A 22,133-nucleotide genomic window follows, 5' to 3' on the forward strand; every position below is an offset into this window, starting at 1 on the left:
ATTCCGGGCCGCCTGGACCACCCGATCTGGGCGGCCGGACGCAGCGAGCCAAGCATTATGCGGGCTCGCACCTCCCCAAGGCAAGCCCGGGGGCCTGGCGCCCGCTCAGCGCTGTCCGCGCAGCCTCTCCAGCACCCCGTCCAGGGTGTCCAGGTCGCTGTAGTGGATCACCAGCTTGCCCTTGTTGCCGCGCCCGTGGGCGATGCTGACCCTGGCCGCCAGGACCCCGGACAGCTCGTTCTCCAGCGCCACGATGTCGGCCTGCGGACGCGCGGTGCTGCCGCTGCCCTTCTTCTTCGCGGTCGTCGGCACCCGGCCGGCGGCGAACTGCTGGGCGCGATGTTCGACCTCGCGCACCGACCAGCCGTGCTCGGCGGCGTCGGCGGCCAGCTTGCTGGCCAGGTCGGGCGACAGCGTGAGCAGGGCGCGGGCGTGGCCCATTTCCAGTCGCCGGGCCTCGACCAGTGCGCGGATCGCCGGCGGCAGCTCGAGCAGGCGCAGCAGGTTGGACACCGCTGCGCGCGAGCGGCCCACGGCTTCGGCCGCGGCGGCATGGGTCAGGTCGAACTCGTCGATCAGGCGCTGCAGGGCCTGGGCTTCTTCCAGCGGATTGAGATCCTCGCGCTGGATGTTCTCGATCAGCGCCATCGCTACAACGGTGCGGTCGTCGACTTCGCGCACCACCACCGGAATCTCGGCCAGGCCGGCTTCGCGCGAGGCGCGCCAGCGGCGCTCGCCGGCGATGATTTCGTAGGTGCGGTCGGGCAGGCGACGGACCACGATCGGCTGGATCACGCCCTGGGCGCGGATCGATTCCGCAAGCTCGGTCAGTTTCGCCGGGTCCATGTGCCGCCGCGGCTGGTATTTGCCCGGCGCCAGCGCGTCCACGGGCAGGGTGCGCAGGGCGTCGCCGGGGCGCGCCTCGAGCGCCGGCGCCTCTTCGGCGGCCTTGGGGCCGAGCAGGGCCTCGAGCCCCCTGCCGAGGCCGCGCTTCTTCGCAGTGCCGGCCTTGGCCGGCGGCTTCCTGGCTGCGGTCATGCCGCCTTCTCCTTCTGTTCGCGCTCGCGCTGGCGGCGGATCACTTCCCCGGCCAGGCCCAGGTAGGCGATGGCGCCGCGCGAGGCGCGGTCGTAGCCGACGATGCTCTGGCCATGGCTGGGCGCTTCGGCCAGGCGCACGTTGCGCGGCACGATGGTGCGGAAGACCCTGTCGCCGAAGTGGCTGACGAGCTCGGCCGAAACCGCATTGGTGAGATTGTTGCGAACGTCGAACATGGTCCGCAGCACGCCTTCGATCTCGAGCGCCGGATTGAGCTTCTGCTTCAAGGCCTCGATGGTCTGCAGCAGCGAGCTGAGGCCTTCCAGCGCGTAGTACTCGCACTGCATCGGCACCAGCACGCTGTCGGCGGCGGTGAGCGCGTTGAGCGTGAGCAGCGACAGCGCCGGCGGGCAGTCGATGATGATGTAGTCGTACGTCGGGCGCAGCGGGTCGAGTGCGCGCTTGAGTCGCTGCTCGCGGCCCTCGGCGTCCATCAGCTCGATCTCGGCCGCGGTCAGGTCGGTGTTGCCGGGCAGCAGGTCGAAGCCTTCGGGGGTGCGCACCAGGGCATCGGCGGCGCTTGCTTCTCCCAGCAGCACGTCGCAGGTGGAAGCGGCCAGCTCGCGCTTGTCCACGCCGCTGCCCATGGTCGCGTTGCCCTGCGAGTCGAGATCGACCAGCAGCACGCGCTTGGGCGTCTGCGCGAGCGCGGAGGCAAGGTTCACCGCCGTGGTCGTCTTTCCGACGCCGCCTTTCTGGTTGGCGATGGCGATGATGCGGGCCATGGGCTCGGTCTGCCTCGATGCAGGGCTGCGGCGGGAACCCGGCACGGAATCGTGACCGGGTCGGTGATTATGCCCCGGCGGGCGCCGCGCGGCCCACCACGATCAGGTGGCGTTCGGCGGCAAGCCCTGGCACGGCCAGCGGATGCACGGCTTCGACCTGCCAACCCGCGGGCAGCGCGGCGAGTTCGGCCTCCGGGCGCGCACCCTTCATTGCCAGCAACCGGCCGCCCGGCGCGAGCAGATGGCCGCCGACGGCGAGGATGTCGGCGAGGGTGGCCATCGCGCGCGCAGTGATCGCGTCGAAGGCGCCGGGCATGTCCACGGCTTCGGCCCGCGACTCGGCCACCTGCGCGTTGGCGAGCCCCAATGTGCGCACGGCCTCGCGCAGGAAGCGCGCCTTCTTGCCGTTGGATTCGACCAGGGTGACCTGCAGCGCCGGCAGCGCGATCGCCAGCGGGATGCCGGGCAGGCCGGCGCCGGTGCCGAGGTCGGCCAGGCGGGCGATGCCGCGCACATGCGCGTGCATCGACAGCGAGTCGAGCAGGTGCAGGGTCACCATTTCGCGCGGGTCGCGGATGGCGGTCAGGTTGTAGGTGCGGTTCCAGCGCGCCAGCAGGTCGAGGTAGCGGCGCAGCGGCGCGGCCAGCGCCGGGTCCAGGCCGAGTTCGGCAAGGCCGGTGTCCAGCGCCGGATGGGGATCGGTGTGCATGGCGGCCATTGTAGGCGGCTGCGCGTCAGGTCCAGCGCGCGCGCCAGGCCACGGTGGCCAGGTAGTCGGGCGCCGGCCGGAACGTCTGCAGGGTCCAGTCCGCGGGAATGCCGAGCGCCGGATCGCAGTCCGCCAGCTGCCAGGCCTCGTCCACGCATGCGAACACCAGCCGGTGCAGTCCGAAGGACAGCCCCTGGCCGTGCGCCTTGAGCACCGCTTCCTTGGCGCACCAGAGGCGGACGAAGGCGGCCTCGCGGGTCGCGTCGGGCATCGCCGCCAGCGCCGCGGCTTCGGTGGGCGCGAAGAAGCGGTCGGCCAGTACCTGAGCCTTGGGCCGCGGCCGCTTCGCTTCGATGTCGATGCCCACGCGCAGGCCACGCGCCAGCGCCATCAGCAGTCCTTCGCCGCTGTGGCTCCAGCTGGCGTCCCAGTCCTGGTGCGGCGGACCCAGCTGCGGCCGGCCATGCCCGCTGCGGCTGATCGCCAGGCTGCCGGCGGGTGAGGCAAGCTCGCTGGACAGCCATTCCCGTACCAGCGGTTCCGCCTGCTGGCCGTGGCGATAGGGTCGCCATGCGCAGCGGACGGGGCCGAGCTGGAGTTGGCCTGCGGACAGCGGCATCGGCGCGGGATTCCTTTGGATGGGGCGGATTGCCAGCGTAAAGTACCGCCTCTGCCGGAGGGAGTCGGCAGTCCGTACACAGGGGGACGCGGGCGCGTCCGGGAGAATGCAGCGCATGTCGGCAGTCATCACCATCCAGGAGCGGCCGGACGCCGCAACCGGCCCAAGGTCGCCGCTGGCGGCCGGTGCGCCGGGCCGCGCGGTCGCCTACGGCCAGGGCGGCAGCGTGGCGCTGGCGGATTTCCTGGCCGAAGTGCGCGGCGTGGCCGCGCTGCTGCCCGAGCGGCCGTTCGCGGTGAACCTGTGCGAGGACCGCTACCGCTTCCTGGTCGCCTTCGCCGCCGCCGCCGTGCGCGGCCAGGTCACCCTGCTGCCGCCCTCGCGCACGCGCGCCGCGATCGACGAGGTCCGCGCCCGGCACCCCGACAGCTACTGCCTGGGCGATGCCGACGCCTGCGGCTGCGCCGACATGGTGCCGCTGCCGCACTACCTCCGCCTGCCCGACGCCCTGCCGCGCCTGGCCGGCGGCATGCCGCAGCTGTCCGACGCAGCCACCGTCGCCATCGGCTACACGTCGGGCAGCACCGGCGCGCCCACGGCCAATCCCAAGACGTGGGGCAGCTTTGCCACCAGCACCGCGCAGAACATGGCCGCGCTCGAAGGCCTGCTGCCCGCCGGCGCCACCGCGCACGTGGTGGCGACCGTGCCGCCGCAGCACATGTACGGCATGGAGATGTCGGTGCTGCTGCCGCTGGTCGGCGGCGTGGCGGTGCACCAGGCGCGTCCGTTCTTCCCGGTCGACATCGCCGCCGCGCTGGCCGCCGCCCCGCTGCCGCCGCTGCTGGTAACCACGCCGGTGCACCTGCGCGCGCTGGTCGAATCGGGCGTCAAGCTGCCGCCGCTGGCCGGCGTCATCGCCTCCACCGCGCCGCTGCCGCCGTCGCTGGCCGCGGCCGCCGAAGCCGCCTTCGGCTGCGAGGTGCGGGAACTGTTCGGCTCGACCGAAACCTGCATCCTCGCGCGCCGGCGCACCGCCATCGAGCAGGCCTGGACGCTCTTGCCCGGGGTCGAACTGCAGCCGCAGCCCGATGGCACCCTGGTGCATGCCGCGCATCTGGACGCCGCGGTGGCCCTGGCCGACATCGTCGAACTCCAGCCCGGCGGCCGCTTCCGGCTGTGCGGGCGGCAGTCGGACCTGCTGGAGATCGCCGGCAAGCGCGCCTCGCTGGGCGACCTCACCCATCGCCTGCTGGCGATCGACGGCGTCCGCGACGCGGCGCTGGTGCAGCTTGCGCCAGATGCCTGCGGCGTCTGCCGCCTTGCCGCCGCGGTGGTGGCTCCGGGCCTGGACGAAGCCGCGATCAGGGACGCGCTGCGCCAAGTGGTGGACCCGGTGTTCCTGCCGCGGCCGCTGCGCCTGGTGGATGCGCTGCCGCGCAACGACACCGGCAAGCTCCCGCGACAGGCGTTGCTGGACCTGCTTTCGGGGGCTTGACCCCCCGTGCAAACGCCCACGTCGCCATCACGGGGGAATCCCCAGACTGGCGTTGCGCCGTACCGGCGAGGACCAATCCGGAGGATCCATGAATTTCATCGTCTATCTCATCGTCGGCGGCATCGCCGGCTGGCTTGCCAGCATCATCATGCGCACCGACGGCCAGCAGGGACTCCTGCTGAACATCATCGTCGGCATCATCGGCGGCTTCCTGGGTGGGTGGCTGCTGCCCATGCTCGGCCTCGGCCTGGGTGGCGGCTGGCTCGGCTTCCTGATCACCGCGCTGATCGGCGCGATCGTGCTGCTGGCGATCGTCAACCTGTTCCGACGCGGCAGCGTGCGCTGACGCAGCGCTCCAGACGTGATTCACAGGAGGCCCGGGATTCCCGGGCCTTCTTCGTTTCCGGCAGGCACGGGCAGGGCCGCTCCTACCGGGGGATGTCGAGCTCCACCCAGGCCGGGGCGTGGTCGCTGGGGCGTTCCCAGGTCCGCGGTTCGCGGTCGATGCCTGCGCCGACCGCGGCCTCCCGCAGCGCATCCGACACCAACGTGAAGTCGATGCGCAGGCCGAGGTCGCGGCGGAACGCGGCCTGGCGGTAGTCCCACCAGCTGAACACTCCTGCCTCGTCGCTGTGCAGGCGAAAGGCGTCGTGCAGGCCCAGGTCGAGCAGCGCCTGCAGCGCGGCGCGCTCGGCGGTGGAGGTGAGGATGTGGGTCTCGTTCCACACCTCCGGGTCGTGCACGTCGCGCGCGTCGGGCGCGATGTTGAAGTCGCCCAGCACCACCATCCTGGGGTGCCGCTGCAGCTCGTCGGCCAGCCAGGCGTGCACCGCCGCCAGCCAGCGCAGCTTGTAGGCGTACTTGTCGGTGCCCACGTCCTGGCCGTTGACCACGTAGAGGTTGACGATGCGCAAGCCGTCGACGGTGGCCGCGATCACCCGCTTCTGCTCGTCCTCGAAGCCGGGAATGCCGTACTGCACGTCGCTGATGGCGCGCTCGCGGGCAAGGATGGCCACGCCGTTGTAGGTCTTCTGGCCGAGGAACACGCTGCGGTAGCCGAGCGCGGCAAGGGCGTCATCGGGGAAGCGCTCGTCGTCGAGCTTGGTTTCCTGCAGGCCGACGATGTCGGGCGCGAAAGACTGCAGCCACTGCGTGAGATGGGGAAGGCGGACGTTGAGGGAGTTGACGTTCCAGCTGGCGATCTTCATCCGCCAATGATCGTCGGTCCGCGGCGTCCAGGGCAAACACGCCCCGGCTCATGGCTGCACTCACGCCCGGGCTAGAATCCGCCCATGGCCAACAACAACATCAGACCTTACCGCGGCACGCTGCCGAGGCTCGGCGAACGCGTCTACGTCGACCCCGCCGCCGTCCTCATCGGCGACGTCGGGATCGGCAACGACAGTTCGATCTGGCCGGGCACCGTGGTGCGCGGCGACGTCAACTTCGTGCGCATCGGCGCGCGCTGCAACCTGCAGGACGGAACCATCGTCCACGTCAGCCATGCCGGCCCGCATTCGCGCATGGACGGCTATCCCACGATCATCGGCGACGACGTCACCATCGGCCACGGCGCCATCGTCCACGCCTGCACGATCGGCAACGGCGCGCTGATCGGCATGGGTGCGACGGTGATGGACGGGGTGGTGGTGGAAGACCACGGCTACGTCGGCGCCGGTGCGCTGGTGGCGCCGGGCAAGGTGGTGCGCAGCCGCGAGCTGTGGCTTGGCAACCCCGCGAAGATGGTGCGCGTGATCGACGACGCGGCGGTGGAGGGCCTGCTGTACAGCGCCGCGCACTACGTGCGGCTGAAGGACGAATACCTGGTCGGCTAGTTGTGTAAACCCAGGACGTTGTTCAGTGGAAGCTGGATGCGGCTGATCGGGGGTTGGTAGCCAAGGCTGGCGTGCGGCCGGTACCAGTTGTACTGGTGCAGCCAGCGAGGAAGAGCGTGCCGACGCTGCTCCGAGCTGTCGTAGGAGCGGGCATAGGCCCATTCGCGCAGTGCGGTCTGCACCAAGCGTTCGGCCTTGCCGTTGGTGCGTGGCGTGTAGGGCCGGGTGCGCAGATGGCGCAGGCCCAAGCGGCGCAGGAGCTGGCGGAAGCGCCGGGACTTGTAGCAGGCACCGTTGTCGGTCATCACCCGGGTGAAGGTGACTCCCAGGCCGCGGTAGTAGCGCAGGGCTTGAAGCAGTGCGCGGCAGGCGCTGGATCCGCGCTCATCACCTTCAATGGTGCCGAAGGCGACTCGTGAGTGATCGTCGATGGCGAGGTGGACGAACTCCCAGCCGGCGCCATCGGAGGCGCCCTGGCGATCGCCAGTGACCCGATGCCCTGGGCGCCAGAAGCGGCCCAGCTTCTTGATGTCCAGATGCAGCAGGTCCCCGGCCTGGTGATACTCGTAGCGATTGTCCGGGCGAGCCGGCTCAAGCTCGGCCAGCCGGTGCAGCCCGGCGCGGCGCATCAGCCGGGCAATGGTGCTCAGGCCGACCGGCAAGGCCAATGCGATCTGGCGGTAGGTCTGGCGTTGACGGCGCAGCGCGGTCACCTCGGCGGCCACCGATGGTGGGGTGGCATGCGGACAGCGGTGCGGGCGCGATGACCGGTCATCCAGGCCTGCCCAGCCTTCTTCGCGAAAGCGGCGCAGCCACTTGTAAGCGATTCTGACGCTCACGCCCGCGGCATGCGCTGCCTCCTCGACCCGCAGGCCATGGTTGATCACTCGCTCCACAAGCAAGGCTCGACCGCGAGGCGTAAGACGGGCATGTTTATGCAGGTTCATCCGGGGCTCCTGGAGGGGTGGCTGATTCGCACCTCCAGTCTTCCGGGATCACCCCGGATGAACAACCTACTGAGAGATCACAGCTAGTCGGCAGTGACCAGATGCGCGTGCTCGGCGCGCAGCTCGCCGTAGATCTCGTCGGTCTCCGGCCGCACGCCGTGCCAGCGTGCGAACGACAGCGCCGCCTGTTCCACCAGCATGCCCAGGCCGTCGACCACGGCGTACGCGCCGCTGGCACGGCCCCAGGCGAGGAAGGGAATGGCGGCCTCGCCGTAGTTGAGGTCGACCGCGGCCATGCGCCGGCCGATCAGCGAGCGCGGCAGTGTCGGCAGTCCGCCGCTGCGCGCTGCCGAAGTGGCGTTGACCACCAGCTCGAACTCGCCCAGCGTGCCGATGTCGGCCATGTGCCGCGGATGCACGCGGCCGGGCTGCCCGAGCAGGTCGGCCAGCGCGTCGGTGCGGGCCGACGTGCGGTTGATGATGTAGAGGTCGCCGATGCCGGCGTCCAGCAGCGCCGGGGCGACGCCCCGCGCGGCGCCGCCGGCGCCGATCAGGAGCGTGCGGCGCGCGCGCAGGTCGAGGGCGTGGCGGCCGGTGAGGTCGCGCACCAGGCCTTCGCCGTCGGTGTTGTCGCCGTGCCAGTCGTCGCCGTTGCGCACCAGGGTGTTGACCGCGCCGGCGCGGCGCGCGCGCTCGGTGGTGTCGGCGCAGAGCGCAAGCGCCTCCTGCTTCAGCGGCAGGGTGACGTTGGCGCCGGCGCCGCCGCGCTCGGCGAATTCCGCCAGGCGGGTGCGGAAGTCGCCGATGTCGGCGTCGATGGCGGCGTAGTCGATGGCGATGCCGGCGTCGCGGCCGAAGGCGGCGTGGATGCGCGGCGACAGCGAATGCGCGACCGGATGCCCGAACACTGCGTAGTGCTTCATGACTGTCTCCCGGGAGGCCGTAGCGGTACGCGGCGCACCGCCGATGGGTTCGAGTCTACGCCTCGGCTCAGCGCTCGCGCAGCCAGCGCGCGGCGTCGAGCGCGAAGTAGGTCAGCACGCCGTCGGCACCGGCGCGCTTGAAGCCGAGCAGCGACTCGAGCACGCAGTCGCGCTCGTCCAGCCAACCATTTGCGGCGGCCGCCTTCAGCATCGCGTACTCGCCGCTGACCTGGTAGGCGAAGGTCGGCACGCCAAAGGCGTCCTTTACCCGGCGCACGACGTCCAGGTAGGGCATGCCGGGCTTCACCATCACCATGTCGGCACCCTCGTCGAGGTCGGCGGCGACTTCGCGCAGCGCCTCGTCGATGTTGCCGGGATCCATCTGGTAGGTGCGCTTGTCGGCCTTGCCCAGCGCCGACGCGGAACCGACGGCATCGCGGAACGGGCCGTAGAACGCCGAGGCGTATTTGGCGGCGTAGGCCAGGATGCGCGCGTGCACGTGGCCGTCTTCTTCAAGCGCCATGCGGATGGCGCCAATGCGGCCATCCATCATGTCGCTGGGTGCGACCACGTCGGCACCGGCGCGGGCATGAGACAGCGCCTGCTTCACCAGCGCCTCGACGGTGATGTCGTTCTGCACGTAGCCGGCGTCGTCGACAATGCCGTCCTGGCCGTGGCTGGTGTAGGGGTCGAGCGCGACGTCGGTGATCACGCCGAGTTCGGGGAAGCGCGCCTTCAGCGCGCGCACCGCGCGCTGGCAGAGGCCGTCGTCGGCCCAGGCCGCGGCGGCGTCGAGTGACTTGGCTTCGGGCGCGGTCACGGGGAACAGCGCCAGCGCCGGGATGCCGAGTTCGCAGGCCTGCTCGGCATCGCGCAGCAACTCATCGATCGACATGCGTTCAATGCCGGGCATCGAAGGCACGACGGTGCGACCGTCGGGCTCGTGCACGAACACGGGATAGATGAGGTCGTCGACGGTGAGCGTGTGTTCGCGCATCAGGCGGCGCGAGAATGCGTCGCGGCGCATGCGCCGGAAGCGGGTGTCTGGGTAGGCCATGCGGCCATTCTACGTCGCGGGTGTGCGCTCGGCAGCCCGCCGGAGCGTCGGCGGGCCCCCGCCGGATGCCAGGCCGGGCCTGACAGCATTGAAAAAGCCGGCGCCCCGCTGGGGGGCGCCGGCCATGGTTCACATCACAGCCTTGCAGTCAGAGCGAGCACCTGCGCAGCGCGGACTCCGCGCTGGCCGGGATCGCGTCAACAGCACGCAGCGAGGCGATGAACGGCGCGAGGCACGCCGCCACGCCGGTCTTGGCCTTCACCGTCGAGCGGCACAGGGCGTCGGCGGCCTGCAGCTTGGCACCACCGATCAGGCCCGGGACGTCGGCGTCGAGCACCGGCACGCCGGTATCGCAACGACCGCCGCGGGTCTTGGCGGTGCTGTCGTTCAGGCCCCAGCCGAGGTCCGCATACAGCGCAGGCGACAGGTCCACGCGCAGCGAGCCATCCAGGTCCTGGTTGATCGACGGTTCCATCAGCGCGTTCGGCGAATGGCTGACGTCGAAGTGCGAGAACGTGGAACCCTGGGCCAGGACGGCCGGGGCGTACATCAGCGCGCGACCGGAATCGTCGGTGCCGGCGAAGGCGCTCTCGTCCTCCTCCAGGGCCAGGGTCGCACCCGGGATGCCGTCCTTGAGCAGGGTGCCGTCGGCCAGCGAGACGCTGATCGTGGGCACGGTCGCGGCCACGGCGGCGTCTTCGGCCATCTGGATCACGCCGGCGACGTTGTTGGCGACCACGACCGCGATCGCACCGGCATCCTCGGCCATCTTCGCCTTGATTTCGAAGGCGCAGGTGCCACGGTCAACGATGGCGATCTTGCCGGCATAGGCACCGGCGGGCGAGGCCACGCAGCCTTGGCCCGGGTTCGCGCTGCCGTCGTCGACCAGCACCAGCTCGCCGCTGAAGTTGGCCGGCGTGGGCTCTGCGCCGAACGCCGCCGTGCCGAACTCGAACTCGCCGCTGACGGTGCCGCCGCCGCTGAGCGTCATCTTCGGTGCCAGCGCCATCGGCACCTGCGCGATGACGTTCGCGCCGGTCCAGGCCAGGCCGCCGCCGGTCGCCGCCACCACGCGCTGTGCGTTGGTCATGTCGATCCAGTTCAGGCCCGACACGTTGTCGAACACGAAGCTGGAATAGATGTCCGGGTAGCCGCTTTGCGGGGCGCCGCTGGCCAGGCTGTAGAAGCCCTGGAAGTTCAGGCCGTGGCCGATTTCGTGCATCACCACGTCGAGGAAGTTGATCAGCCCCGTGGGGGTGTTGCCGTCCAGGCCGTAGTACCAGCCCGAGGTCTCCATGCAGCCGGGCGAGCCCAGGTCGGCGTTGAAGTTGCTGCTGATCTCGTCCTGGCCCTCCGTCAGGTCCATGCCGGTGATCGAGTTGGCCAGTGCTTCGCCATACCAGGTTCCGGGGACGGCGCCATCGAAGTCGCGCTGGATGTAGCGCGCGCCGGCCGAGCCGAGCACGCCGCCGGTGGCGGTGCAGGTCAGCGACGTGAACTGGGCCTGGACGCGGATCGGCTCCTCGCTTTCCAGCACGGCGCCCCAGAGGTCGGCGGCGAACTGGTAGGCGATCTGGCGCTGCTCGCCCACGGTCTTGCCGGGATTGCCGCCCACCGGCACGGCCGGGGTGGGGTCATTGAGGCCGACGCCCGGCGCGTTCATGTTGACCGGGATGATGGTCGCGGCGCTGGCTGCGCCGATGGCGAAGGTCGAGGCGGCTGCGAGTGCGCAGGCAAGGATCGTCTTATTCACGGGCGGACTCCACGGTGGTCGCGGGTGCGGCATGGCCGTGGGCATCGCCGTGGCCGATGACGATCGAACCGTCTTCGAGCTGGGTGGCGGTCACGTAGGACATCATGTCTTCGGAGACCTGCATGCTGACGCGGCCGTCGCGGTGACGCTTGGTGGTGCGCTCGGCTTCGGCGCGGGTCTTCGGGCCCGGCTTCGCGATCGACATGCGGTCGGCGGTGCGCAGGCGCGAGTTTGCAGCGGCGGCCTTGCGCAGCTCGGCCTGTTCAGCGGCCGTGGGCGCGCGCAGGCGGCCGGTGGCGGGATCGATGGCGACGGTGACGCCTGCATAGGAACCGGTGGCGGGTGCGTCGGCAGTGGCGGGCTCGGCCGCGTGAGCAGCGAAGCCGGCGGACAGGCCGGCCAGCAACAGCAAGGTGGTGCGTTTCATCGGAGTCAATCCTCGGAGTCGAGGCACCCGGGAAAACCGTGGCGTGAGCCACCGTTCCCCCCGAACGGTGCCTTCGTGGTCAATGCGAAGGTGTGCAGGCCGTGTCGTCCTGGCCCAGCCCGAATATGCGCCGTGTCCGGATATCACTCAATCGTGCGCTGCAACAAGACGGGTGCGGATGGTCGCGCCGCTGCTCAGACCAGGGGGGCGCCATGCACGCCGTCGATCTCCACCGCCAGTTCGTGGCGGCAGATCGCCGCGTGCAGCAGCAGTCGAGGCACGGCGTCGCCGAAACGCTGGTCCAGCGCGTCGGCCACCAGCGGCAGGTCGTGGGCGTCGCGGACGTAGACCTTGAGCCGCGTGCCGGCGCCGAAGCGCGTTGGCAGCGATGGGTCGTGGCGCCGCGCCGCGCCGACCAGCGCGTCGAAGTTGGCGAAGGTCTCCTCGAGCTGGGCGAGCAGCTCGCCGTCGTGCATCGACGCATGGCCGACCACCGCCGCGGTGCCCGAGAGCAGCAACGGCATGGCGCTGCCGGCCGGCGGCAGCATCGCGCGCGCGAAGCTTGGCGCCTGCGGGCCGTACTGGCGCGGATAGCGGTAGGCGCTGACCTGGCGCGGGTTCTCCACCGGCGTGCCCGGCGCCGCCGAGGCCAGCCAGTACACCTGCACCACGCGCTCGCCGTCGCATCGGCCGATGGCGGTGGCCGCCGGCAGCGTGCGCACGTCGAAATCGCCCAGCCCGCGGGCGCGACCGACGCAGAAGGCGCGGTAGCGTTCGTCGTCGCCGCTGCCGAGCGTGATCGCGTCGACGTAGTTCCACACCCGCAGCAGGTGCGGGGTGCGGCTGCCGGTGGTGAAGGCCGCCAGCCGCGAATAGGCGTGCCGTGCGGCTTCCTGGATGTCGCCCTCGCGCTCGGCAACCTCGACCACGCCGAACAGCAGCTGGCCGTCGCAGGCCCAGCGCAGGCCATCGTCGCAGCCGCGGATCACCGGCGCGCTGCCGCGCCAGACCTCGAAGCCGGTGCTGTCGTGGGGCTCCAGCGGCACCCGCAGGTAGCGCGGATCGTCGTGCGTGGCCGGCACCGCGCCGCCGAAACCGAACACCGCCAGCACGTCATCGCAGCCCAGCAGGGCCGACGGGCCCGGTGCATCGACGTACTCTATCGAGAGCCGGGGCAAGCCCGCGGCCGCGGGGGCGCCACGAACCGTGGCGCGGGGGCCGGCGTGTGTGTCTTCTGCGGGGTTGTGCATTTCGCGACGCGCGGTGGCCATGCGATCATCGGGGGCAAGATGATAGCCGCAACGGAAGCCGCAGCATGTCCACACAGTCCCCAGCCGAACGCGAACTTGCCGAACTCCTGGTCGAGGCATTGAGCCTGGATGACGTCGAGCCCGGTTCGATCGATCCCGAAGCGCCGCTGTTCAACGCCGGCCTTGGGCTGGACTCGATCGACGCGCTGGAGCTGGCGCTGGCGGTGGGCAAGCGCTACGGCTTCCAGCTGCGTTCGGACAGCGAAGAGAATCTCCGGATCTTCGCCTCGCTGCGCGCGCTGTCGGCGCACGTCGAAGCCAACCGCGCCTGACGCCGGCGCGCCCGGTGCCGGCCATGGGCCTGGCGCTCACGGTCGCGATGGCGGTGGCCTACGCGGTGCTTGCGCACCTGGCCAGCGCCACCCTCGATGACCGCTACGCCTATGCCGCCCTGCTCTCGCTGGCGGTGATGATGCTTGCCGCGGGCCTGGCCGCGCGCCGCGCCAAGGCCTGGGCCGCGCTGCCGCTGGCGGTCGCCGCCTGCCACCTGCTGTACCGCTCGGGGCATGCCGGGCTGCCGCTGCTGGTGGCGCCGGTGATCTTCGTCGGCGTGATCGCGTGGCTGTTCGGCCGCAGCCTCTGGTCGCCGCGCGGTGCGCTGATCACGCGCATCGTCGCCGCCATCGATGGCAGCACCGTCGACACGCTGGCACCCGAACTGCTCGTCTACAGCCGCCGCCTGACCGCGGCCTGGGCGGGCGTCCTGCTGCTGCTGGGCACGGCCAACCTGGCGCTGGCGATGGTCGCCGAGCCCGGTGGCCTGCTGTCCAGCCTCGGCCTGCCGTCGCCGGTCAGCATCACCCGCGAGCAGTGGTCGCTGTTCGCAAACATCCTGAACTACGGGCTGCTTGGCGGGTTCTCCGCCATCGAGTTCGCCTGGCGCAGGCATCGCCTCCCCGGGCACCACGGCAGCTTCGTCGACTTCCTCCGGCAGATGGCGGGGCTGGGGCCGGCGTTCTGGCGTGATTTCCTGCGCTGAACAGGGGTTCGGGCGTGGCCTTTGGGTATGCTTTGCCGATGCAGCAGCGCGTCGACAACATGGAAGTGGCCGAACCGGCCCTGCAACGATTGGCCTGGAGCGTCCACAACGCAGCGGGCTTCGTCTTCATGCTGACCTGGACCGCGGGCCTGATCAGCCTGTCGCTGCTGGTGCTGCTCGTCAGCCGTCGCCGCGACTGGCCGCTGCGCATGGCCGCGCGCTGCTGGGCGCCCGCGCTCCTTGCCGGGACCGCCGCGCGCCTGGAGGTGGAAGGCGCCGAGCACATCGACTGGTCGCAGCCGCGCCTGCTGGTGTCCAACCACCAGTCGATCATCGACGTCTGCGCGCTGTTCCGCGCGGTGCCGGTGCCTCTGCGCTTCCTGCTCAAGCAGGAGATGGCCCGGGTGCCGTTCGTGGGCTGGTACGCGCGCGCCTGCGGCATGCTGTTCATCGAGCGCGACAACCCGCGCGCCGGCCCGCGCCTGCGCCGCGAGGCCGCGGCGCTGCTGGGCGATGGCCACACGCTGTGCCTGTTCCCCGAGGGCACGCGCAGCCGCTGCGGCGCGGTGGCGGCGTTCAAGGGCGGTGCCTTCCAGTCTGCCATCGACGCCGGCGTTGAAGTGCTGCCGGTGGCGATCGAAGGTGCCGGCGCGGTGCTGCCGCCGGACGGCTTCCGCGCCCGGCCCGGCGTGATCCGCGTCCGCTTCGGCACGCCGCTGCCGACCGCCGGCAGTGGCTCCAGCGCGACCGCCCGCCAGGCGCTGGCCGACGCGGCCCACGCCTCGGTGGTCGCACTGCTGCGCCAGGCATCCTGAGGCGCGTGCGCGGCCCGATGGAGTTTGTCGTCGAACACGATCATCCCTGCCTGCCGGGTCACTTTCCCGGACGTCCGCTGGTGCCGGGCGTGGTGATCCTCGACCACGTGCTGGCGGCGATCGAAGCCGTGCACGGGCCGCTGGGCCCGTTGCGCATGCCGCAAGTGAAGTTCGCCAGCCCGCTGCTGCCAGGCGAGGTCGCGCGCGTGGAGCTCACCGGTGAGGCGCTCCGCTGTCGCTTCCGCGTGCTGCGGGAGGCGACGCTGGTCGCGTCGGGCGAGGTGGCACTGCCATGAACGGCTGGAAGCAGCGCCGCGAGGGGGGCGGCCGGTTCGCGGTGTGGCTGCTGAGCAGGGTCAGCCTGTGCGCCGGCCGCGGGCTGGCGCGGCTGCTGCTGTACCCGATCACGGCGTACTTCCTGTTCCGCCGCGGCGAAGAGCGGCGCGATTCGCGCGCCTACCTCGGTCGCGTGCTCGGCCGACCCGCCCGGCTCGCGGACGTCGCCCGCCATATCCACACCTTCGCCGCCACGATCCTTGATCGCGTGTTCCTGCTGGGTGGAGACATGGGCCGCTTCGACATCCGGGTCAGCGGCCTGGACTCGCTGCACGCCGCGCTCGACCGCGGCCGGGGCGTGCTGGTGTTCGGCTCGCACCTGGGCAGCTTCGAGGTGCTGCGCGTGCTCGGCCGGCAGCGACCGGAGCAGAAGATCCGGGTGGTGCTGGACAAGGCGCACAGCCCGGCGGTCACCCAGCTGCTGGACACGCTGAACCCGGACCTCGCGGCCTCGGTGATCGATGCCGGCCAGGACGGCCCGGCGATCATGTTCGCGATCCAGCAGGCCACGGCCGAAGGCGCGCTGGTGGCGCTGCTGGTCGACCGCACGCAGCCGGGCGGGACCTCGGTCGGCGCCTCCTTCCTCGGCGACCAGGCGCAGTTCCCGATGGCGCCATGGCTGCTGGCCTCGGTGCTGCAGGTGCCGGTGCAGCTGGCCTTCGGCATCTATCGCGGCGGCAGGCGCTACGATCTCGTGTTCGAACACTTCAGCGACGGCGTCGCGATCCCGCGGCGCGAGCGCGCGGCGGCGCTGCCCGCGCTTATCCAGCGTTACGCTGCCCGGCTTGAACATCATCTCCGCGATGCACCGTTCAACTGGTTCAATTTCTACGACTTCTGGGGTGACCTTGAACACAGCCGAGGGCAGCAACAGCGCCTGCCGCACGAACATGGACGCGGGTCCGGGGCGCCGGCATCCGCCGACCCGGAACCGCAGGCCCGGGACGCCGGCCTGGGCGCTGGCGGCCCTGCTGCTGGCGGCGACCGCGCTGCCGTCGGCGGCGCAGCCGGCGGTCGATAGCGCCTGGATCCTGCAGCGCCTGGCGCGGCCGGCGCCGGTGCGCACGCCCTTCGTCGAACTGCGCGGCTCGGCCATGCTGAAGGCGCCGCTGCGCATCGAGGGCGAATACGCGCGCCCCGACGCCACAACCCTGGTGCGCGAGGTCCGCGTGCCCTACGCCGAGACCACCACCATCCGCGGCGGCGAGGCGACCATCGCCCGCGGTGACCGCAGGCCGCGCACCTTCGCGCTGTCGCGGGCGCCCGAGCTTGCCGGCCTGCAGGCCAGCTTCGGCGCGCTGCTGGCCGGCGATGCGGCCGCGCTGCAGCGCGACTACCGCATCAGCGCCGGCGGCAGCCGCGAGGACTGGACCCTGGTGCTGGTGCCACGCGACGCGACGCTGGCCGCGAACGTCCGCGACATCACCCTGCATGGGCGCGGCGCCGAGCTGCGCTGCATCGAGACCCGGCCGGCCGATGGCGAGCTGCAGCGCAGCCTGCTCGCGGGCGCGGCGCGCGCCGCGATCGCCGCCGGCGACGGCGCCGCCTACGAGGTCCTGTGCCGCGACCCGGCTGCAGCGGCGCAATGAGTCCCGCGGATCCGGGTCCGGTGGACCGCGCCGCGGTGGCGCAATGAGTCCGCGGCGTCGAACCGCGCTGGCGCTGCTGTGGCTTGCGGCGCTGCTGGTCGCGGGCTGGGCGATTGGCCAGCGGCTCGAACTCAGCGGCGACCTGCGCCGCTTCATGCCCGAGCCGCGCACGCCCGCCCAGGCCCTGCTGGTCGATGAGCTCGGCGACGGGCCGGGTACGCGGCTGCTGCTGGTGTCGCTGTCCGGCGCCGCGCCCGAGGTCCTGGCCGCGCAATCCCGAGCGCTGGCCGCGGCCCTGGCCGCCAACCCCGATTTCGAATTCGTCACCAACGGCGCCGACGCCGGCCTCGACGCCGTGCCGGAATCGCTACGGCCGTACCGCTACCTGCTCTCGCCCAGCTTCGACGACCGGCCGCTGGACGCCGCATATCTCGGCGAACAGCTCGCCGAGCGCCTGCAGGACCTGGGCTCGCCGATGGCGGCGCTGGTGGAGCCCCTGCTGCCCGCCGACCCCACCCTGGAGATGCTGGTCCTGGCCGAAGCCTGGCAGCCCAAGGCCGCGCCGCAGCGCCTGCACGGCGTCTGGTTCGACGCCGCGGGGCGCGAGGCGCTGCTGCTCGCGCAGACCGGCGCCGCGGGCTTCGACCCCAGCGCGCAGCAGCGCGCCTACGACGCCGTGTACGCCGGCTTTGCCGAGGTGGCGGGCGACAGCGGCGCCGGGCTGCGGATGACCGGCCCGGGCGCGTTCTCGGTCGAGATCGGCGGCCGCACCGCGCGCGAGGCGCAGTGGATCGGCACCATCGACAGCATCGCCCTGGTCCTGCTGCTGCTGCTCGCCTACCGCAGCTGGCGCGCGCCGCTGCTGGGCGTACTGCCGCTGGCCACCGCCGGGCTGGCCGGCCTGGGCGCGGTGGCGCTGCTGTTCGAGGCCGTGCACGGCATCACCGTCGCCTTCGGCTTCACCCTGATCGGCGTGGTCCAGGACTATCCGATCCATTTCCTCAGCCAGCAGCGCGCCGGCATCAGCCCCCGCGACAACGTGCGCGCGCTGTGGCCGGCGCTGGTGACCGGCGTGGTCGCGACCTGCATCGCCTACCTCACCTTCCTGTTCTCCGGCGTCGATGGCCTGCGCCAGCTGGCGGTGTTCACCATCTCCGCGCTGGCGGCGGCGGCGCTGGCGACGCGCTTCGGCCTGCCGCCGCTGGTCGACCCCGCTCCGCGCGACCTCGCCGACTCGCCGGTGCTGCAGGCGCTGTGGCGTGGCATCGGGCGCCTGCCGCGGCCGCGCTGGTCGCTGCTGGCGCTGGCGCTGGCCTGCGTCGCGGTGCTTGCCAGCGCACGCGGGCCGTTCTGGGAGAACGATCTTTCGAAGCTGACTCCGGTCCCGGAGGAAGGCATGGCGCTGGACGCGCGCCTGCGTGCGGAGCTGGGCGCGCCTGACGTCCGTTACGTGGCGGTGCTGCGCGGCGCCGACGCCGACGCTGCCCTGGCCGCGACCGAAGCACTCCACCCGCGCCTGGACGCGCTGGTCGCCGCCGGCGCGCTGGACGGCTATGACAGCGCCGCGCGCTACCTGCCCTCCGCGGCCACCCAGCGCGCGCGCCAGCGGGCCCTGCCGACGCCCGCGGCGCTGCGCGCATCGCTTGCCGATGCCCTGGCCGGTACGCCTTTCCGCGAGGACGCGTTCACCCCCTTCCTGGCCGACGTCGAGCTTGCGCGCGAAGCCCCGCCGCTGCGCCCGGGCGACCTTGCCGGCACGCCGCTCGCCGGCACCGTGCAGGGACTTCTGCTCGAGGGCGGCGGCGGCGCGACGGCCCTGGTCTCGCTCAGCGGACTCAAGGACGTCGATGCCGTGGCGCAGGCCGCGGCCGATGCCGGCGGCGAGCTGCTGGACATGAAGGCCGCGTCCGAATCGCTGGTGGCCGAGTACCGCGGCCGCGTGCTCGCCGCGCTGACGCTGGCCGCGCTGCTGCTGGCAGGCACGGTGTGGATCGCGCTGCGCACGCCCGGGCGGGTCCTGCGCGTGCTCTTGCCGATGGCGCTGACCACGCTGGTCATCCTGGCCGTGCTGCGCGGCCTTGGCGTCGAGCTCAACCTGTTCCACCTGGTGGCGCTGATCCTCGCTGCCGGCCTCGGCCTGGACTACGCGCTGTTCTTCGAACACGCCGGCGACCGCCGCGAAGACCAGCTGCGCACGCTGCACGCCGTGCTGGTCTGCAGCCTGATGACCGCGCTGGTGTTCAGCCTGCTTGCGCTGTCGTCGATTCCGGTGCTGCGTGCGATCGGCAGCACGGTCGCGATCGGCGTGGTCTCGAACTTCGTGCTGGCGCTGCTGGTTTCCCGCCACGACGCCGGCCCCGGACCTGCCGCGGAAGGCGCTCCCGCAGTGGAGGGCCACGCATGATCACCCGCGCCGGGATCCTGTCGCTGGTGCCGCACCAGGGCGCGATGTGCCTGTGGGACCAGGTCATCGCGTGGGACGCCACGCGCATCGTGCTGCGCGCCGGCAACCACCGCGACCCGGCGCATCCGCTGCGCAGCCAAGGCCTGCTGCGCGCGGTGCACCTGTGCGAATACGGCGCCCAGGCGATGGCCGTGCACGGCGGCCTGCGCGGGCGCGATTCCGGCGCTGCGGTGCGCCCGGGCATGCTGGTCGCGCTGCGCGGCGTGGACCTGCATGTCGCGAGGATCGACGACCTGGCGGGCGACCTGGAAGGCGAAGCCGAGCTGCTGATGGAGGGCGGGGCCAGCCAGCAGTACGCGTTCCGAATCCATCATGCCGGCGTGCTGCTCGCCGAGGGCCGCGCGGCGGTGGTGCTCGCCGATGCGGCATCGATGCCGGGATAATCGCCGCATGAGCCAGAACGCCACTCCCGCGAAAACCAGCCGGCCGTCGCAGGCCACTCCGCGCCGCGCGCTCGTCACCGGCGGCAGCGGCGATCTTGGCGGCGCGATCTGCCGCCAGCTGGCCGCCGACGGCGTCCACGTCATCGTCCATGCCAATGGCAACCGCGCGCGCGCGGAAGCGGTGGTGGCCGGAATCATCGCCGCCGGCGGGAGCGCGGAGGCGGTGGCCTTCGACGTCGCCGACGGCGAGGCCACGGCCGCGGCGATGGGCGCCCTGCTCGAATCCGGCCCGGTGCAGATCGTGGTCAACAACGCCGGCATCCACGACGACGCGCCCATGGCCGGCATGTCCGCCGAGCAGTGGCGGCGCGTGATCGACGTGTCGCTGCACGGGTTCTTCAACGTCACCCAGCCGCTGCTGCTGCCGATGGCGCGCACGCGCTGGGGGCGCATCGTCAGCGTGTCCAGCGTGGCGGCGGTGCTCGGCAACCGCGGCCAGGCGAACTACGCGGCGGCCAAGGCGGGGCTGCATGGCGCCTCGAAATCGCTGGCCCGGGAGATGGCAAGCCGCGGCATCACCGTGAACGTGGTGGCGCCGGGCGTGGTCGCCGGGCGCATGGCCGAAGCCGCCTTCCCGCCCGAGGCGGTGAAGCAGATGGTGCCCGCCGGGCGCGCCGGGACCCCGGACGAAATCGCCGCCGTAGTGCGCTTCCTGTGCTCCGACGCCTCCGCCTACGTCACCGGCCAGGTGATCGGCGTCAACGGCGGCATGGGCTGAAGGCGGGCGGACCTGGATTCCCGGCGGCGGTGACACCGGATTCACCCGGGTGGGAAGATGATCGATCCCATCCCTGCCAGGTGACGCCATGACCACCGCCCGCTTGTTCCGCATCGCCGCCGCCAGCGCCGTGTTGCTCCTGGCCGGCTGCGCCTCGTCCCACATCCTCACCGGCACGCCGCGTGCGCCGATCGATCCGGCGCTGGTGCGCGTCTACCACGGCGCGCCTGGTGTCCCATATGAAGAAGTGGCCCTGCTCGAGACCTCCAGCGGCGCCTTCACCTACGGCGAGCAGAACAAGACCGATTCGGTGTTGCGCAAGCTGCGCGAAGAAGCCGCGTCGCTGGGCGCCAACGGCATCCTGTTCCAGGGCACGGCCGAGGGCTACGGCGGCGGCGGGGTCAGCGTGGGCGCGGGCACGGGACGCGTCGGCAGCCGCAGCTTCAGCAGCGGCGGCGTTGGCGTGAACATCAGTCCGCGTCAGAAGCACGCCCGCGGCGTGGCCATCTACCTGCCAAACCCGCCGCCGGAGCAGGTGCTGCCGCCGCAGCCGGTGCCGCAGCCGGTCGACTGAACCGCAGCGTCAGCCGCGCTGCCGCGCGGGCGCCTCGGCCGCCGCGCCTTCCGGGGTCCCGGCGGCCACCGTCGCGCCCGGGGCCGACGCGGCCTGCGTCGCGCGCCGCCCCAGTGACAGGGTGACCAGCGGCCCGGTCATCACCGTGGTCAGGATCGCCATCACCAGCAGCATGGTGAACAGGTCGGGCCCGATGATCCCCGCGTCCAGGCCGACCTTGATCACGATCAGCTCCATCAGGGCGCGCGCGTTCATCAGCGAGCCCACCGCGAAGCTCTCGCGCCAGCCATGGCCGGACAGCCGCGCGCCGATCGCGCCGCCGGCCACCTTGCCGATCACCGCCACCGCCAGGATCAGCAGCATCGCGCCGAAGGCTGCGCCGGTGAATGCATCGGACGTGGTGCCGAGTCCGGCCAGGGCGAAGAAGATCGGCATCAGCACCACGATCGCGAGGTACTCGACGCGCTCGATCAGCGACTTCAGCAAGCGCTCGTCCCGCGGCAGGCAGGCACCGAACAGGAAGGCGCCGAAGACGGCGTGCACGCCCAGCCGGTCGGTGGCCGCACCGCAGGCGAACGCGCCGATCAGCAGCGCCGCCAGCACCATCAGCGAGGGGACGCCGTCGGCCGCGTGCGCGCGCAGCAGCCAGGCATAGAGCGGCCGCAGCAGCGTGAACACGACCACGGCGATGATCGCCAGGCCCGCGGTGGCGCGAATGAAGCCGCCGTAGCCGTCGCCAGCGCCGACCAGGGCCACCACCAGCGCCAGCATGATCCAGGCGAGCACGTCGGCGATCGCGGCGCCGCCCAGGGCCAGCCGCCCCAGCGGCGTGTGGGTCATGCCGCGTTCCTTCAGGATGCGCGCCAGGATCGGGAAGGCGGTGATCGACATCGCCGCGGCCATGAACAGCCCGAACGGCACCAGGCCCACGCCCGCGGGTGCGTAGGGATGCAGCAGTGGCGATACCGCGAATCCGAGCGCCATCGGAACCAGTACGCTGGCCACGCCGACCAGGCCGGCGGACTTCAGCTGCGCGCGCACGCCGTCGGGCGCGCGCAGCTCGACGCCAACGATGAACATGAAGAGCACGAGGCCGAGTTCGGCCAGCGAGGCCAGGCCCGGCAGCGACTCCGGCGCGAACACCGTGGCATGGAGCCCGGGGAACCAGGCTCCGAACACGATCGGCCCCAGCAGCAGGCCGGCGGCCATCTCGCCGATGACCGGCGGCTGCCCGACATGGCGCAGCAGCAGGCCGCAGGCGCGCGCGGTAAGCAGGATGATGACCAGTTGCAGCAGGAGGGGGCTGTGATGCATGCG

General features: G+C 71.8%; 24 protein-coding genes and 1 pseudogene. 13 read left to right on the top strand and 12 right to left on the bottom strand.

The genetic code is table 11. From position 1 onward, the window contains the following. Nucleotides 1–105 precede the first annotated feature (105 nt). The 4 genes from WCE37_RS07490 to WCE37_RS07505 form a co-directional block, all read right to left on the bottom strand. A complete protein-coding gene (locus WCE37_RS07490; protein ID WP_343255536.1) occupies nucleotides 106–1,038 on the bottom strand; it encodes a ParB/RepB/Spo0J family partition protein in 933 nt (310 codons plus the stop codon). Continuing rightward, complete coding sequence (locus WCE37_RS07495) at nucleotides 1,035–1,823, bottom strand: AAA family ATPase (RefSeq protein ID WP_343255535.1); 789 nt, start codon at nucleotides 1,821–1,823, stop codon at nucleotides 1,035–1,037. The genes WCE37_RS07490 and WCE37_RS07495 overlap by 4 nt, the downstream gene beginning before the upstream one ends. Nucleotides 1,824–1,890: 67 nt before the next feature. Further along, nucleotides 1,891–2,532 carry a 16S rRNA (guanine(527)-N(7))-methyltransferase RsmG gene (gene rsmG, locus WCE37_RS07500; RefSeq protein WP_343278793.1) on the bottom strand — a complete coding sequence of 214 codons (642 nt, stop codon included), beginning with the start codon at nucleotides 2,530–2,532 and terminating at the stop codon, nucleotides 1,891–1,893. A 25-nt stretch (nucleotides 2,533–2,557) separates the two neighbouring features. Continuing rightward, on the bottom strand, nucleotides 2,558–3,151 hold the full coding sequence (locus tag WCE37_RS07505; RefSeq protein ID WP_343278794.1) for a 4'-phosphopantetheinyl transferase superfamily protein: 594 nt from the start codon (nucleotides 3,149–3,151) through the stop codon (nucleotides 2,558–2,560). A gap of 115 nt (nucleotides 3,152–3,266) precedes the next feature. Here WCE37_RS07505 and WCE37_RS07510 point away from each other — a divergent pair, with 115 nt between their 5' ends. Together WCE37_RS07510 and WCE37_RS07515 are read left to right on the top strand one after the other, a co-directional pair. After that, on the top strand, nucleotides 3,267–4,646 hold the full coding sequence (locus WCE37_RS07510; protein ID WP_343278795.1) for an AMP-binding protein: 1,380 nt from the start codon (nucleotides 3,267–3,269) through the stop codon (nucleotides 4,644–4,646). An 88-nt stretch (nucleotides 4,647–4,734) separates the two neighbouring features. Further along, on the top strand, nucleotides 4,735–4,992 hold the full coding sequence (locus WCE37_RS07515) for a GlsB/YeaQ/YmgE family stress response membrane protein (protein WP_343278796.1): 258 nt from the start codon (nucleotides 4,735–4,737) through the stop codon (nucleotides 4,990–4,992). A gap of 82 nt (nucleotides 4,993–5,074) precedes the next feature. On the opposite strand, the gene xth is transcribed toward WCE37_RS07515, so the two are convergent. Then, nucleotides 5,075–5,854 carry an exodeoxyribonuclease III gene (xth, locus tag WCE37_RS07520; protein ID WP_343278797.1) on the bottom strand — a complete coding sequence of 260 codons (780 nt, stop codon included), beginning with the start codon at nucleotides 5,852–5,854 and terminating at the stop codon, nucleotides 5,075–5,077. Between the two features lie 84 nt (nucleotides 5,855–5,938). Between xth and WCE37_RS07525 the strand changes: the two genes are divergently transcribed. Then, entirely contained in the window at nucleotides 5,939–6,481 is a 543-nt protein-coding gene (locus tag WCE37_RS07525) for a gamma carbonic anhydrase family protein (RefSeq protein ID WP_343278798.1), read from the top strand. On the opposite strand, the gene WCE37_RS07530 is transcribed toward WCE37_RS07525, so the two are convergent. The 6 genes from WCE37_RS07530 to WCE37_RS07555 form a co-directional block, all read right to left on the bottom strand. Then, entirely contained in the window at nucleotides 6,478–7,428 is a 951-nt protein-coding gene (locus WCE37_RS07530; RefSeq protein ID WP_343278799.1) for an IS481 family transposase, read from the bottom strand. The genes WCE37_RS07525 and WCE37_RS07530 overlap by 4 nt on opposite strands. An 83-nt stretch (nucleotides 7,429–7,511) precedes the next feature. After that, on the bottom strand, nucleotides 7,512–8,351 hold the full coding sequence (gene aroE, locus WCE37_RS07535; protein WP_343278800.1) for a shikimate dehydrogenase: 840 nt from the start codon (nucleotides 8,349–8,351) through the stop codon (nucleotides 7,512–7,514). Nucleotides 8,352–8,418: 67 nt separating this feature from the next. Next, nucleotides 8,419–9,408, bottom strand: a complete 990-nt coding sequence (gene hemB / locus WCE37_RS07540; RefSeq protein WP_343278801.1) for a porphobilinogen synthase — start codon at nucleotides 9,406–9,408, stop codon at nucleotides 8,419–8,421. Nucleotides 9,409–9,556: 148 nt separating this feature from the next. Beyond that, the gene (locus WCE37_RS07545) at nucleotides 9,557–11,161 is read right to left on the bottom strand and encodes a PA domain-containing protein (protein ID WP_343278802.1); all 1,605 of its coding nucleotides are present in this window, start codon (nucleotides 11,159–11,161) and stop codon (nucleotides 9,557–9,559) included. Beyond that, a complete protein-coding gene (locus WCE37_RS07550; protein WP_343278803.1) occupies nucleotides 11,154–11,588 on the bottom strand; it encodes a hypothetical protein in 435 nt (144 codons plus the stop codon). The genes WCE37_RS07545 and WCE37_RS07550 overlap by 8 nt, the downstream gene beginning before the upstream one ends. Before the next feature lie 194 nt (nucleotides 11,589–11,782). Continuing rightward, nucleotides 11,783–12,859 (bottom strand): pteridine-dependent deoxygenase, encoded by a 1,077-nt coding sequence (locus tag WCE37_RS07555; RefSeq protein WP_343278804.1) that lies wholly within the window; start codon nucleotides 12,857–12,859, stop codon nucleotides 11,783–11,785. A gap of 44 nt (nucleotides 12,860–12,903) precedes the next feature. Here WCE37_RS07555 and WCE37_RS07560 point away from each other — a divergent pair, with 44 nt between their 5' ends. From WCE37_RS07560 to WCE37_RS07605, 10 genes and pseudogenes are all read left to right on the top strand, one after another. Further along, entirely contained in the window at nucleotides 12,904–13,170 is a 267-nt protein-coding gene (locus WCE37_RS07560) for a phosphopantetheine-binding protein (RefSeq protein WP_343255523.1), read from the top strand. A gap of 23 nt (nucleotides 13,171–13,193) precedes the next feature. Next, nucleotides 13,194–13,877 carry a ketosynthase gene (locus WCE37_RS07565; protein WP_343278805.1) on the top strand — a complete coding sequence of 228 codons (684 nt, stop codon included), beginning with the start codon at nucleotides 13,194–13,196 and terminating at the stop codon, nucleotides 13,875–13,877. A 38-nt stretch (nucleotides 13,878–13,915) separates the two neighbouring features. Continuing rightward, nucleotides 13,916–14,692: a lysophospholipid acyltransferase family protein gene (locus WCE37_RS07570; RefSeq protein WP_343278806.1), complete on the top strand. Its 777-nt coding sequence runs from the start codon at nucleotides 13,916–13,918 to the stop codon at nucleotides 14,690–14,692. Nucleotides 14,693–14,709: 17 nt separating this feature from the next. Beyond that, on the top strand, nucleotides 14,710–14,988 hold the full coding sequence (locus WCE37_RS07575; protein ID WP_343278807.1) for a hypothetical protein: 279 nt from the start codon (nucleotides 14,710–14,712) through the stop codon (nucleotides 14,986–14,988). After that, nucleotides 14,985–15,869: pseudogene (locus tag WCE37_RS07580) on the top strand (acyltransferase); the annotation flags it as partial. The gene WCE37_RS07575 and the pseudogene WCE37_RS07580, both read left to right, overlap by 4 nt. Before the next feature lie 127 nt (nucleotides 15,870–15,996). Then, nucleotides 15,997–16,617, top strand: coding sequence for a LolA-related protein (locus tag WCE37_RS07585; protein WP_343279171.1), 621 nt, complete (start codon nucleotides 15,997–15,999; stop codon nucleotides 16,615–16,617). 43 nt (nucleotides 16,618–16,660) lie between these two features. Then, complete coding sequence (locus WCE37_RS07590; RefSeq protein ID WP_343278808.1) at nucleotides 16,661–19,021, top strand: MMPL family transporter; 2,361 nt, start codon at nucleotides 16,661–16,663, stop codon at nucleotides 19,019–19,021. Next, nucleotides 19,018–19,464, top strand: coding sequence for a phosphotransferase (locus WCE37_RS07595; protein WP_343278809.1), 447 nt, complete (start codon nucleotides 19,018–19,020; stop codon nucleotides 19,462–19,464). Before WCE37_RS07590 ends, WCE37_RS07595 begins: the two co-directional genes overlap by 4 nt. Nucleotides 19,465–19,471: 7 nt before the next feature. Further along, nucleotides 19,472–20,242, top strand: a complete 771-nt coding sequence (fabG, locus tag WCE37_RS07600) for a 3-oxoacyl-ACP reductase FabG (RefSeq protein WP_343278810.1) — start codon at nucleotides 19,472–19,474, stop codon at nucleotides 20,240–20,242. An 88-nt stretch (nucleotides 20,243–20,330) separates the two neighbouring features. Further along, a complete protein-coding gene (locus tag WCE37_RS07605) occupies nucleotides 20,331–20,816 on the top strand; it encodes a hypothetical protein (protein WP_343278811.1) in 486 nt (161 codons plus the stop codon). Nucleotides 20,817–20,825: 9 nt separating this feature from the next. Here the strand turns inward: WCE37_RS07605 and WCE37_RS07610 are convergent, their stop codons facing one another. Further along, complete coding sequence (locus WCE37_RS07610) at nucleotides 20,826–22,130, bottom strand: cation:proton antiporter (protein ID WP_343278812.1); 1,305 nt, start codon at nucleotides 22,128–22,130, stop codon at nucleotides 20,826–20,828. Nucleotides 22,131–22,133: the final 3 nt, after the last annotated feature.

It is taken from the genome of Luteimonas sp. MJ250 (genome assembly GCF_039548455.1).
Lineage (GTDB): Bacteria > Pseudomonadota > Gammaproteobacteria > Xanthomonadales > Xanthomonadaceae > Luteimonas.